Origin of the sequence: Flagellimonas sp., from assembly GCF_965215805.1 — a bacterium.
In the GTDB taxonomy this organism is placed as follows: domain Bacteria; phylum Bacteroidota; class Bacteroidia; order Flavobacteriales; family Flavobacteriaceae; genus Flagellimonas.
Window position 1 is genome coordinate 2006943 of the sequence record NZ_OZ244124.1, and the last position, 13311, is coordinate 2020253.

Here is a 13311-nt window from a genome sequence, read left to right on the forward strand (position 1 = left end):
GTAACCATCTAAAAAATGGGCAGTATATCATTCAACAAGCCAAAAAAACACCATCAAATTGCAAAACCTAACCGACGACATGCTCATGCTCAAAGTAAAATCCGGGGATTTGGACAAGTTGGGTTTGCTGTATGAGCGACATAAAAAAAGGCTCTTTGGGTTCTTTTACAACTTGGGCAACAATCCATCAGTTAGTGAGGATTTGGTTCAGAATGTATTCGTACGCATGCTCAAATACAGAAGTTCGTATGCCGGAAATGGGTCGTTTGCAGCTTGGATGTTCAGAATGGCGAGGAATGTCAATTATGATTACCACAAAAAAGCTGCGAAAAACAAAATAGCAGTGGGTACCAATCCCGAGGATGTCCATGTTGTAACTGATACGTTTTCGGATAAGGTGGATATGGAGGATAAGGCCTATCAAATAAAAAGGGCTATGGCGCAACTGCCGGATGAAAAAAGGGAACTGTTGGTGCTTAGTAAATACAGGGAAATGAAATTCAAGGAAATTGGAGAAACCATTGGATGTTCCGAAGGTGCAGCCAAGGTAAGGGTGCATAGGGCCTTGAAAGAGTTAAGGAATATTTTTTTACAACTAGAAACGGTTTAAAGACATGGATAAGGAACAATTGAAAATACAAATGATGGATTATCTGTCAGGCAGTATGCATGAAGACGAGATGAAGGAGTTTGAAAAACTGTTGCAAGATTCCCCAGGGTTACAATCAGAAATGCAAGCGCTGATGGATACTTGGGATATGGTTGGAAATCTAAAAACACCCGAACCATCCGAAGCCATGGATACTGCTTTTTTTGACATGCTTTCCAAAGAAATGGACAAGCAGAACCAAAAAATGGCAAACAAAAAGTTTCCCCTTTGGCTTTGGCCATTCCCTAAGGCACAATGGGTATTTGGACTTTTTCTTTTGGGTCTGGGAATAGCAATGGGGTATTTTTTGAATTCGGAGGGTGACGAGATTCCTGTTGACAATGTTGTGGTCAATGAGGAAACAGAAAGTGTTAGGCAAAAATTGGTCTTGACCTTATTGGAACAACCTTCTGCCAATCAGCGGTTGCAAGGGGTAAGCGAAGCCAACAAATTTGAAGATGCTGATGAGATTGTGATCAAGGCATTGCTTCAAACCCTTAACCAGGATTCCAACGTAAATGTTCGCTTGGCAGCCATAGAATCCCTGACCAATTATGTTGACCATCCGATCGTGCGCCAAGGGTTGGTGCAGTCCATCCCCAATCAGGAATCACCAATTCTTCAGATTACCCTGGCCAACTTAATGGTGGCCCTACAGGAGAAAGCATCCATTGAACCTTTTAGGCAATTGCTCCAAGAAAGAAAGTTGGATACAACGGTGCAGAAGAAAATCAAAAATTCAATAGAATCAATAATCTAGTTTATTTATCAATCGCCCTTGTGGCATAATCAAATCACGAACAGTCAAATTAAAAAATGATGAAACAATTAATTTTTATGGCAAGTCTGAGCCTTTTGGTGGCCTTGCCCGGGTTACATGCCCAAAAGAAGGAGTTTAGGGAAATGATCAAGAAGGAAATTGCCTTTTCCAACCAATCCGATCATAGCCTGATTGTAAAGAATGTCTTTGGGGATATTACTGTTGAAGGTTATAATGGCACCCAAGTTGTTGTGGAAGTGGAGAAAATCATTTCAGCAAAAAACCAAGCAGATTTGGACTTAGGAAAGCAAGAGTTGAATCTTGGGATTATTGAAAAGGCCAATCAAATAATTCTATATCCAGATGCTCCCTATGCGGATTTTGATGGGGAAAACTTAAGATTCAATTGGTGCAACAACCACGATGAACCTTCTTATGGACATATCTTGAATTTTAAAATAAAAGTGCCCAACAAAATTCATGTCAATGTAAGTACCGTCAATGATGGAGAGGTGACCGTTAAGAACACACGGGGAGATGTTGTAAGTGCAGAGAATATCAACGGAGGTATTACCCTTACGGATATTACTGGAACTACAAAAGTTCATTGTATTAACGGGGATGTTAACATATCCTATGCCGCCAACCCCAAGAATGCCTCAACATATTATTCCTTAAATGGGGATATAACCATTAAGTATCAAAAGGCATTGTCCGCCTCCATCTCATTTAAAAGCATGAATGGGGAGCTATATACCGATTTTGATGTGAACAAGCAGTTCATGAAAACGGATAAGACCACGGAAAAGGGAGATAAGCCCAAATACAGATTCGAGGCCAAACCCGTGGTGCAAATAGGCTCTGGGCTGGTAGATCACGATTTTGAAACTTTAAATGGAAACGTATTCATCAAAAAAATATAAGTCATGAAAAATATAAAAGCATTAGTAATTCTGGCCATTGCCATATGTATGGTTGAGGGTAGAGCACAAGAAAAGAGTATTGATTTGTTCTCTGTGCCATTGAGCAATCCACAAAACCCTGGAAAATTGGTTATTGACCAAATATCGGGTTCCATTACTGTTGAAGCTTATGACGGTAAAGAAGTGGTGATCAAGGCTTCTTTTGGAGGGGAGCATGACCATGATGATGGGCACAGGGAAAAGAATGGCTTGAAAAGAATCAATAGTTCATCATTGAACATTGGTGCCGAAGAAAAAGATAATGTGGTGCATGTGATCAACGAGCAATGGAACAAGGCAACCCACCTTCATGTAAAGGTGCCAAAGGCATTTTCGGTTAAACTCTCCACGGTCAATGATGGTGATATTAGCGTGAAAGGAATCAGCGGTGAAATGGAAATAACCAATGTCAATGGGGAAATTGTCTTGGAAAGTGTCAGTGGTTCTGCCACCGCTGATACGGTAAACGGGGATGTTAAGGTGGATTTTCAGAGCATTACCCAAGATGCCAATATGGCTTTTAGTAGCCTAAATGGAGATTTGGATATTACCTTTCCCAGCAGTCTTAAGGCCAACGTGAAGGCTAAAACGGATATGGGGGATATTTATACGGATTTTGATATGAAGGTCACTGCCAACCAACCTGAGGTGAACCAGAATTCTTCTTCTGGAACGTATAAAGTAAAGATTGAACAATGGGTAAGGGGTACCATAAATGGAGGAGGCCCTGAAATGCTGTTCAAAACCTTTAATGGGGATATTTTGATAAAATCGAAATAAGATAGCCCAGTGCACAAACAAAAAACGCTCCCAATTGGGAGCGTTTTTCTTTTATGGGTTTAGGATGTTTATCCTAAAGCTACTCTTTGGAATCCGGTTACCTCCAAATCGGAGTCAACAGATTTTACATATTGTGCTACGCTTTGTTTGCTGTCCTTGATAAAGGCTTGGTTAACCAAAGTGTTGTCTTTGAAGAAACGCTTCAATTTTCCTTTGGCAATGTTTTCCAACATAGCTTCAGGCTTCCCTTCTTGACGCAATTGATCTTTGGCAATCTCAATTTCCTTGTCAATAACGGATTGATCTACACCTTCCTCGTTAAGGGCAACAGGGTTCATCGCTGCGGCTTGCATGGCAACATCTTTGGCAGCTGCTGCGGCACCGTCAACAGATGCGGACAAACCTACCAAAGTAGCAATTTTGTTACCAGCGTGGATGTAGGATCCAACGAATGGGGCATCCAATTTCTCAAAGCTTCCAATTTCGATTTTCTCACCGATCACACCAGTTTGCTCAGTCAATTTTTCAGCAACGGTCATCCCGTTAAAAGGAGCGGCCAAGAAGGCATCTTTGTTGTCAAAACCAAGGGCTAGATCGGCTAGATCGTTGGCAAGGGTAACAAAGGTTTCGTTTTTGGCCACAAAATCTGTCTCGCAGTTCAAGGAGATGATCACACCAGTAGAGCTATCTGCATTTACTTTTGCGATAGCAGCTCCTTCAGCGGAATCTCTGTCTGCTCTTTTGGCAGCTACTTTTTGTCCTTTTTTACGAAGGATTTCAATTGCTTTATCAAAATCACCATCAGCTTCAACCAAAGCGTTCTTGCAATCCATCATCCCAGCTCCGGTGGTCTTTCTTAGTTTATTTACTTCTGCGGCGGTAATCTTTGCCATTTTTTCTTTTTTTAAAATTTATGTAAAATAAACACTGTTGGCAGTGTTTTGTTTTAGGCTAATGTTATCAATTGATTATTCTACGCCTCCTTTGGCGTTCTCTTGCCATTCCTTAAGCTCATCCCACTTGTCATCAGCAGCCATTTGAGCTTGTTTTGGCCAAGAAGTTGGATCCAAATGTGCCATTCTTGAGCTGGCCTCCGTTAGAATCTCCTTGATTTTCTCAGGATCCGCTTTCGCCAATTTTGCATAGGTGTCGATTCCGCTATTTACAAGGGCTTCTGCTGCTTTGGGCCCGGCACCTTCAATTTTGGTCAAGTCATCAGCTTTAGCTGCTTTGGCTTTAGCTGGTTTTGGCTCCTCCTTGGTTTCCTCTTTGGCAACTTTCTCTACTTTAGGCTCTTCTTTTTTAGCCTCAACAGCAGGTTTTTCCTCTTTCACTGGCTCAGCTACTTTCTCTGCTTTAGCTGGAGCTTCCTCTTTAGCTGGCGCTTCCTTGGCAGGTGCTTCTTTTTCCTCTTTGTCGTTTTTGCGTTCTGCCAGACCTTGGGCAACAGCTTCCGTTACCTGTCCCATGATCACTTCTATGGATTTTCCAGCATCATCATTGGCAGGAATTACATAGTCAATTGGTCTTGGGTCTGAGTTGGTATCCACTATCGCAAAGATTGGGATGTTCAACTTTTGGGCCTCTTTAACTGCAATGTGCTCTCTCATGGTATCCACGATGAAAATGGCACCTGGCAATCGGGTCATATCAGCAATGGAGCCCAAGTTTTTTTCCAATTTTGCTCTTAGACGGTCTACTTGCAATCTTTCTTTTTTGGAAAGCGTGTTGAACGTTCCGTCTTTTTTCATTCGGTCAATGGCCGCCATTTTCTTAACCGCCTTACGGATGGTTACGAAATTGGTCAACATACCACCAGGCCATCTTTCGGTGATGTAGGGCATGTTGATTTTGGATACTTTGTCTGCGACAATATCCTTTGCTTGTTTTTTTGTGGCTACAAAAAGAATTTTTCTACCGGAAGCAGCAATTTTCTTGAGGGCTTCGTTGGCCTCATCAAGTTTCGCTACTGTTTTGTAGAGATTGATCACGTGAATCCCGTTACGCTCCATATAGATGTAAGGAGACATGTTTGGGTTCCACTTTCTGGTTAGGTGTCCAAAGTGCACACCTGCTTCCAATAAGTCTTTAACTTCGACGTTACTTGCCATTTTTTTGTACTTAGTTTACGTTCCGTTGTAGTAGCAATGGATTGGTGGTTGCAAAACTGCGCGCCCAGTCCATTTAGATGCTAAACTAAATTCCAAAAAGTTCGTTTTTTCCTTTTTGGAACAACGACAACTTGGTTAAAAATATAACCCTGAAATGCATCAGGGTTTTCAATGAACTTATAATATGTGGTGCAAATGCACCGAAAATCCTAACGTTTGGAGAACTGGAATTTCTTACGGGCTTTCTTCTGACCGAATTTCTTTCTTTCCACCATTCTTGGATCCCTGGTCAACAAACCTTCGGGCTTAAGAACGGTTCTGTTCTCTTCATTTATTTCGCACAAAGCTCTGGACAATGCCAAACGAACAGCTTCCGCCTGTCCAGTGATTCCTCCACCGTAAACATTTACCTTAACATCATAAGTGTCTTCAGTTTCGGTCAAGGCAAAAGGTTGTTTTACCTTGTATTGCAATGGAGCAGTGGTAAAGTAATCCTTTAATTCCTTTTTGTTTATGGTGATGTTTCCTTTTCCTTCAGAAACATATACTCTTGCTACAGCAGTTTTTCTTCTACCAATCTTATGAACCACTTCCATTATTTGTAGTCGTTTAAGTTTATTGCTTTTGGCTTTTGTGCTTCTTGACCGTGCTCTGCACCGGCATATACTTTAAGGTTTCTGAACAAATCAGCTCCCAATCTGTTTTTGGGCAACATTCCCTTAACAGATTTTTCAATAAGTCTTTCAGGATGCTTTTCCAATATTTCTTGTGCAGTAGTGGAACGCTGTCCTCCTGGGTATCCAGTGTATCTTTGATACTCTTTGTCGGCCCATTTGTTTCCGCTCAAGTTAATTTTTTCAGCATTGATAACAACGATGTTATCGCCACAATCTACATGGGGGGTAAAGTTTGGCTTGTGTTTTCCTCTTAGCAACTTGGCTACTACAGATGACAATCTACCTAATGTCTCTCCCTCAGCATCAACCAATAACCATTGCTTGTCAACGGTAGATTTATTGGCAGAAATAGTCTTATAACTTAATGTGTCCACTTCTAGAATATTAGTGATTTAAAAACCTATCCCGAATTACGGGCTGCAAATGTACAATTATTAGATTGAATTACAAATGGTTGATTGGGAATATTTTTGACTTTTTGTTTCGATGAAGAAAAGCTTGCTTTGGAAGGGTCAAATCTACCCCATTCTTCTGTTAAAATTAAGCAAATGTTGAAGCCTACTGTAACTGTTCCAAAATTTGCTGGTCTTTAAGGTAGCAAATCAATCAAAAAACATCCAAAGTGTCCAGACTAATCATCCTAGTGCCTTTGCTTTTCCTTGGTTTTCATCTAAAAGCACAGGACTCAACAGCAGTAGTTCCCAAGAAGATTTATGTTACCACATCCATAGGAGGAGAACAGCCTCCTGCCATAGACGGTCGTTTGGATGATTCCGTTTGGAACCTCGTGGAATGGGCTGGAGATTATATTGAATTGCAACCCGATGAAAATACGCCACCAACCCATCAGACAAAGTTCAAAATTGTATATGACAACAAGAACCTATATATAGGTGTGCGCTGCTATGATTCTGAACCAGATAAAATTGTAAAACGAATGTCCCGAAGGGATGGTTTTGAAGGCGATTTTATCGAATTCAATATTGATAGTTACCACGATAAGCGCACCGCGTTCTCATTTACCACAAGTGTATCTGGGGTTAAGGGGGACGAGTTTGTTTCTAACAATGGCAATAATTGGGATGAAAGTTGGAACCCCATCTGGTATACCAAAACCAATATTGATGAAGAAGGTTGGACTGCTGAGTTCAAAATCCCATTGAGCCAACTTAAGTTTGGTTCTTCCGAAAACCAAGTTTGGGGGCTGCAATCCACACGAAGAATATTTAGGGCGGAAGAACGGTCAGTTTGGCAGCGAAAACCCATCGACCAGCCAGGTTGGGTCAGTGAGTTTGGTGAATTACATGGATTAAAGAATATTGAGCCTCAAAAACAGTTGGAAATCCAACCCTACACCGTTACCAGCGGCGAAACCTATGAGGCGGAGGATGGGAATCCCTTTAGGGATGGAAACGAAAGCGATTTTACCCTTGGTTTGGATGCCAAGATTGGAGTGACCAATGACTTGACCATGGATGTAACGGTAAATCCCGACTTTGGGCAGGTAGAGGCCGACCCATCTGCCATTGCCTTGGACGGATTCCAAATTTTCTTTAGGGAGCAGCGGCCATTTTTTGTGGAGAACAAAAACATATTCGATTTCAGGCTTTCGGAATCGGAGGCAGGGAACACCTTTGGATTTGATAACCTTTTTTATTCACGGAGGATAGGCAGAAGCCCCCAAGGCTCTGTGGATGCCGGGGATAATGAATTTGTGAACCAACCTGATAAAACACCCATTATTGGGGCTGCAAAATTCAGTGGTAAAACCAAAGATGGTTGGGCCATAGGGGTTCTGGAAAGCGTTACGGCAAAGCGATATGCTGCCATCAGAAATGAAAATGGAGATGAACGTAGGGAAATGGTAGAACCGCTTACCAATTACTTTGTAGGCCGATTGCAAAAGGATTTTAATGACAGAAACTCCTATATCGGAGGGATATTTACTGCCACAAATAGGGATAATCTTAACCAAGCGCTTGATTTTCTGCATAAATCTGCCTTTTCGGGGGGATTGGATTTTAAGCATCAGTGGGCCAATCGGGATTGGTATGTGGAAGGGAATGTCATATTCAGCCATGTAAAAGGAAGTCAGGAAGCCATACAAAACACACAGGAATCCATAACACATTTGTTTCAACGAGTAGGGGCAGATCATGTGGAGTTGGACACTGAAAGAACTTCATTGTCTGGAACTGGTGGGAATGTTCAAATAGGTAAAGTTGGAAATGGCCACTGGAAGTTTGAATCCGGAGGTACCTGGCGATCTCCTGAATTGGAAATAAATGACCTTGGATTTCAGCGGCAATCCGATGATATCAGGCACTACACTTGGATTGGATACCAGACCCTTAAACCTGATAGTACTTTCAGAAGGGTGGGCATCAATTATAACCATTGGACAGCTTGGGATTTTGGAGGGAACCACAATTACTTGCAGTTCAATACCAACAGTTGGCAAAATTGGAAAAACAATTGGTTCACCAATGTCGGGTTCAATTATGCGCCCATTGAGTATGATAATTTTGCCTTACGTGGCGGCCCAAGACTAAGATCATCCCCTTGGATAAGTTTCTGGAACAGTATTAACACGGACAATAGAAAAAAGCTTCGCTTTAGTGCTTTTCACAGAGGGACAAAGACAGTGGACAACTCCTTGAAGTTCTATTTGATAGAGGCGGGCTTTGCCTATCAACCCATCAATGCGCTGCGTGTTTCGGCCTTCCCTTCATTGAGCATCAACCATAACAAACTCCAGTATATTGACAATTTTGACGAAGTCAATGGCTCGCCTCGATACCTGAACGGGGAGGTCAATCAGCGTACTTTGAGCATGTCCCTACGTTTAAATTATAACATCAGTCCTAATTTGACCATTCAATATTGGGGGCAACCCTTTATTTCCAGAGGTCGCTATTCCAACTTTAAGCATATCTCCAATGCTGGAGCCAAGACCTTTGAAGACCGATTCACGGCTTACGCCCCAGAACAAATAAGCTTTTCAGAGGATGTGTTCTCGGTGGATGATGATTTGGACGGGGATGTGGATTTTACCTTTGATGACCCCGATTTTTCTTTTGTGCAATTCCGCTCCAACCTTGTGGTCAGATGGGAATATATCCCAGGTTCTGAGATATTTCTGGTCTGGTCCCAAGATGTATCACAAAATGGAGATCCAACTGCGGGCCTGTTACCGAGTTTGGGAGACAATATCTTTGGTCAGAAACCGCAAAACATCTTTTTGTTAAAGGCAACGTATAGGTTTGTACTCTGATTCCATAGGGTTTTTCAGTACTATTTAGTTGGATTTTGCGTTATCAGCAATGTAAACCCCACAAACTAAATACAATGAAAAGAACTTACCTTTTACTTTTCTTGGCATTGGCCTTGGTGTTTTCCTGCTCTACCGACAGTACGGATGATGCCGATTTGGATCCCAATATGGAACAAGGTTCAGACGATGATTCCGGAGAAGGAACGGATGATGACTCTGATGATATCAATGATGATTCCGATACGGATGATACCATGGATGATAACGGTGAAAATGTAGTCTCCTATGATAATCTGGTTGGTGAATGGCTTTTGTCCGACTTGCGTTTTGATGAAACCCTGAATGATGATCAGTTGAATTTTGCCAAACAAATTTTGGAGTACTTGACAGAAAACGAATGTGACCTTATCACTTTGACCTTTAACGATGACGGATCTTCTGTTTCTGAAAGCAAGGTAGATCACTTGTCTATTAATGCGGGAGTCGGTGGATTGGAGATTCCTTGTCCTGTTGAGGTGGATGAAGAAGCAGCAACTTGGGCGCTGGAAGACGATCAACTTACCTTAACCGATGAAGCCATGGAGGAAAGAACCATTACCATTGTCATGGAGGATGAAAATACCTTGATCATAGATGGCGCTGATGTGGATGAAAACAACTATGATGGTGCAGAGGCTGTCTTTATCAAACAAGTAGTAGAAGAGTAAGAAACTTTTAAGCAGATATAAAAGGTCCCTTGGTTTATCCTTGGGGCTTTATTTTTTGCAATGCGTTGACCAGAGCTTCATTGGCCTCTTGATCACCTATTGTAATCCTAACTTTTCCAGGTGCACCAAACTGTGATACAGGTCTAACCATTATACCTTGCTCCATCAAAATCTCGGTAAACTCGAATTCAGGTAATGGAGGGTCTATCAGAAAAAAGTTGGCTTGGGAAGGCCAGTAAACAATACCGAGTTGATCAAAAGCTTCGGAAAGAAATTTACGGCCCTCGTGAACTGTTTCCACTGTCTTTTGGATGAAATCCCGGTCTTCCAATGCGCCAATACCCGCCTCAAGGGAAGTAAGTGGCAACAGAAAGGGTTTGTGAATCTGCCTAAGGTATTTTGCAATTTTTTCGGTGGTATATCCATAGCCAATACGCTGCCCGGCCAGTCCATAGGTCTTGGAAAAACTGTTGATGCCAATGATGTTCAAACCCTTTTGAACATATGGTAAAGCGGTTACATAATCCGAGGCGTCAGCAAAATGTCGGTAGACCTCATCAAAAACCACTAAAATGTTATTTGGGATTCGATGGAAAAAGTCATCAAGAACCGACCTGGGAATATAGGTGCCCGTAGGGTTATTGGGGCTGGTCAAAAAGACAATTTTTGTTTTTGGGCCAATGGCATTTAAAATACCTCCAAGATCTAAAGTGTAATCGGGTTCCAAAAGTGGGATATCTACCTGCACGGCACCATACCATCTAGAAAAAACGGAATAGGGCAGAAAACAGGGATTGGAAAAAATAACTTCATCCCCCTCATTGATAAATGCCCTTAAGATCATATCGATAATCTCGGAACCGCTGTTGCCGCAGATGAACTGATCTGCATCCAGTTGGTGGTCAAAATCCTTTACCAAGGCTTCCCGCAGTCTTATATCCGTTTGATCGGGGTAAATATGTACATTTTGTGCAGCCTTGAGCAGAGCCTCCGTTGCTTTGGGAGATTGTCCCAACGGATTCTCGTTGGAAGAAAGCTTGTAAATTTTTTTGTCCTTGGAAGGAGGAATGCCTTTTCCACCTTCGTAAGCTTTTTTGGGCTGCAGATACGGTTTAAAAATGGACTCGATTCCTTTGCTCATGCTTCAAGTTTTTCAGCATACATTAGAACCGCCAATGCCTTTTCTGTTTGTTCTTCCATCAAAATACGTTGTGATAACCAGTGCAGTTCTTTTTTCAATTTCTGTGGATTTCCATTCAATTTCTTTTGCATCATTCGGATTTCGTCATCTTTGCCCACCTTGTCAACTTCATTCGCAGTGGGTAATTGTTCCAAATTGCCCAGCCTCCCTAAATTGTTACCCGTTAAAACAGAACTGTTTCTGATTCCCGAAGGCAAACCGTCCACACCCATACCTTTGGTTCTAATGGGTTTGGGAATTTCAAAAAGTGAAGCGTTGCTGGCTCGGGTATACCAACTTCCGCCCATTCTTCCTACCAAGTCCAATTTTAAGGGATCCAGTTTGCCCTCCTCATCCAAAAATTGATCCTGAATATGTATCAATTCAACCTTCGCCATGATGAGGTTGCCAGCTCCCTGGCCATCACCCAATTCAATGATTCGATCTATTGTGCACTCAAACGAAACCGGAGATTCCCCCACTCTTGGAGGTTTTACTTTTTCGCTGGGCACTTGGGTCAATCCGGATTTGACAAATTCATTGACGTCCTTATCATAGGCCGTGCTGGAGAGGGACATTTGCTCCACAATTGGAAAATCCACAATATTGATGACTGCCTCCGGAACTTCCTGAACATTTTGAAGCGAATGCTTGGGCATGTTGTTCCTACCCCTGGCTGGAGAAAATATCATGATTGGGGGATTGGAGCTAAAAACATTGAAAAAGCTGAATGGACTTAAATTCACATTTCCATCTGAATCAATGGTGCTTACAAACCCGATTGGCCTTGGGGCTACGGCGGTAAGTAAGTACGAATGCAATTCAGGTTGGGAAATGGAATTGGGATCAATGGTCTTTATGCTGGACATGGATTGGATTTATGTAGTGCTAAGATAAATCTATTTTGCTGGAAGCACCTTGGTGGAAACCTCTCCAAAGCCAACACGAACTTCATCTTTTTTGGCAAACCCACGCATGATCACGGTATCACCGTCCTGCACAAACTTGCGTTCGGTACCATCCTTCATTTGAAGGGGTTTGGTCCCCATCCAGGCCAGTTCCAGCATAGATCCATAGGAATTTTCATCTTTCCCTGAGATAGTGCCAGAACCGTACAAGTCCCCAACATTGATGTTACAGCCGTTCACCGTATGGTGAGCCAATTGCTGTGCCATGTTCCAATACATGTATTTGTAATTGGAATTGCAAATGGTCTGTTCTTCCGTTCCATCAGGCTGAAGGGCTACTTCCAAGTTGATATCGTAGTTTTTGTTGCCGTCAAACTCCAGATATGACTGTACCTTGGGCTCCTGAACAGGTCCAGCAACGCGGAAGGGCTCCAAAGCCTCCATGGTCACGATCCAAGGTGAAATGGATGAGGCAAAATTCTTGGCCAAAAATGGCCCTAGGGGAACATACTCCCACTTTTGAATATCCCTGGCCGACCAATCGTTGAAAAGCACCATGCCAAATATGTAGTCCTCGGCCTCTGCGGTGGAAACAGTCTCGCCCAGAGCTGTGTTTTTACCTGTGATAAAGGCCATTTCCAGCTCAAAATCCAAGCGAGCTGATGCCTGGAACACGGGAGTCGAAGCATCCTTTGGCAAAACTTGACCTTTAGGCCTGTGGATAGGTTCGCCGCTTAAAATAATGGAAGATGCCCTACCATGGTATCCCACGGGTATGTGCTTCCAATTGGGCAAAAGTGCATTTTCTGGATCACGGAACATCATGCCCACGTTGGTGGCGTGTTCAATGCTGGAATAGAAATCCGTATAGTCCCCAATGTAAACCGGCATATGCATTTGAGCTTCGGACTGGAGGACAAAAAGCTCTGGTTTTCCAGCTAAAATGGAACCTTCATCTTTTAACCAATGTTGAATATCAATCCTAACTTTTTTGGTGATCGATTTTCCCAAAGCGATGAAATCGTTCAAGGTGTCCTTTTCTAGAACTGCGGTATTAAACTCGAAAACATCCAGTTCAGCGACCGCGGCCAAATCTAAAATGTGTTCGCCAATGGCAATTCCTGCTCTAGGGCTTCTATCTTCGGTGGAAAACACTCCGAAGGGTAGGTTGTGTATTGAAAAATCTGAATTTTCAGGTATGTTGATGATCATTTTACTTTTTATGTCATTCCCGTGAAAACGGGAATCTATCTGTTAATCATTAATTATGGATTCCTGCCTTCGCAGGAATGATAATGGAGGA

At 42.4% G+C, this 13311-nt stretch carries 13 protein-coding genes; 6 read left to right on the forward strand and 7 right to left on the reverse strand.

Features of this window, described 5'->3' with window-relative positions:
• Window positions 1-58 precede the first annotated feature (58 nt).
• From ACOOE0_RS08865 to ACOOE0_RS08880, 4 genes are read left to right on the forward strand one after another with little or no spacing between them, the layout of a single operon-like run.
• Entirely contained in the window at window positions 59-610 is a 552-nt protein-coding gene (locus tag ACOOE0_RS08865) for an RNA polymerase sigma factor (protein ID WP_420402111.1), read from the forward strand.
• Between the two features lie 4 nt (window positions 611-614).
• On the forward strand, window positions 615-1409 hold the full coding sequence (locus ACOOE0_RS08870) for a hypothetical protein (RefSeq protein ID WP_420402112.1): 795 nt from the start codon (window positions 615-617) through the stop codon (window positions 1407-1409).
• 56 nt (window positions 1410-1465) lie between these two features.
• Complete coding sequence (locus tag ACOOE0_RS08875; RefSeq protein ID WP_420402113.1) at window positions 1466-2332, forward strand: DUF4097 family beta strand repeat-containing protein; 867 nt, start codon at window positions 1466-1468, stop codon at window positions 2330-2332.
• 3 nt (window positions 2333-2335) lie between these two features.
• Window positions 2336-3151 carry a DUF4097 family beta strand repeat-containing protein gene (locus tag ACOOE0_RS08880; RefSeq protein WP_420402114.1) on the forward strand — a complete coding sequence of 272 codons (816 nt, stop codon included), beginning with the start codon at window positions 2336-2338 and terminating at the stop codon, window positions 3149-3151.
• A gap of 68 nt (window positions 3152-3219) precedes the next feature.
• On the opposite strand, the gene tsf is transcribed toward ACOOE0_RS08880, so the two are convergent.
• From tsf to rplM, 4 genes are all read right to left on the reverse strand, one after another.
• The gene (gene tsf / locus ACOOE0_RS08885) at window positions 3220-4044 is read right to left on the reverse strand and encodes a translation elongation factor Ts (protein WP_420402115.1); all 825 of its coding nucleotides are present in this window, start codon (window positions 4042-4044) and stop codon (window positions 3220-3222) included.
• Between the two features lie 75 nt (window positions 4045-4119).
• Complete coding sequence (gene rpsB, locus ACOOE0_RS08890) at window positions 4120-5262, reverse strand: 30S ribosomal protein S2 (protein ID WP_420402116.1); 1143 nt, start codon at window positions 5260-5262, stop codon at window positions 4120-4122.
• Window positions 5263-5471: 209 nt separating this feature from the next.
• Window positions 5472-5858 carry a 30S ribosomal protein S9 gene (rpsI, locus tag ACOOE0_RS08895; protein WP_138835582.1) on the reverse strand — a complete coding sequence of 129 codons (387 nt, stop codon included), beginning with the start codon at window positions 5856-5858 and terminating at the stop codon, window positions 5472-5474.
• Window positions 5858-6313: a 50S ribosomal protein L13 gene (gene rplM / locus ACOOE0_RS08900; protein WP_138835580.1), complete on the reverse strand. Its 456-nt coding sequence runs from the start codon at window positions 6311-6313 to the stop codon at window positions 5858-5860. Before rplM ends, rpsI begins: the two co-directional genes overlap by 1 nt.
• A gap of 248 nt (window positions 6314-6561) precedes the next feature.
• Here rplM and ACOOE0_RS08905 point away from each other — a divergent pair, with 248 nt between their 5' ends.
• Together ACOOE0_RS08905 and ACOOE0_RS08910 are read left to right on the forward strand one after the other, a co-directional pair.
• A complete protein-coding gene (locus tag ACOOE0_RS08905) occupies window positions 6562-9213 on the forward strand; it encodes a DUF5916 domain-containing protein (RefSeq protein WP_420402117.1) in 2652 nt (883 codons plus the stop codon).
• 74 nt (window positions 9214-9287) lie between these two features.
• Window positions 9288-9920: a hypothetical protein gene (locus ACOOE0_RS08910; protein WP_420402118.1), complete on the forward strand. Its 633-nt coding sequence runs from the start codon at window positions 9288-9290 to the stop codon at window positions 9918-9920.
• Between the two features lie 34 nt (window positions 9921-9954).
• Here the strand turns inward: ACOOE0_RS08910 and ACOOE0_RS08915 are convergent, their stop codons facing one another.
• The 3 genes from ACOOE0_RS08915 to fahA are packed head-to-tail and all read right to left on the reverse strand — an operon-like array spanning window position 9955 to window position 13220.
• Complete coding sequence (locus ACOOE0_RS08915) at window positions 9955-11061, reverse strand: pyridoxal phosphate-dependent aminotransferase (RefSeq protein ID WP_420402119.1); 1107 nt, start codon at window positions 11059-11061, stop codon at window positions 9955-9957.
• Window positions 11058-11969, reverse strand: coding sequence for a flavin reductase family protein (locus ACOOE0_RS08920; RefSeq protein WP_420402120.1), 912 nt, complete (start codon window positions 11967-11969; stop codon window positions 11058-11060). The genes ACOOE0_RS08915 and ACOOE0_RS08920 overlap by 4 nt, the downstream gene beginning before the upstream one ends.
• A 30-nt stretch (window positions 11970-11999) precedes the next feature.
• Window positions 12000-13220: a fumarylacetoacetase gene (gene fahA, locus ACOOE0_RS08925; protein WP_420402121.1), complete on the reverse strand. Its 1221-nt coding sequence runs from the start codon at window positions 13218-13220 to the stop codon at window positions 12000-12002.
• Window positions 13221-13311: the final 91 nt, after the last annotated feature.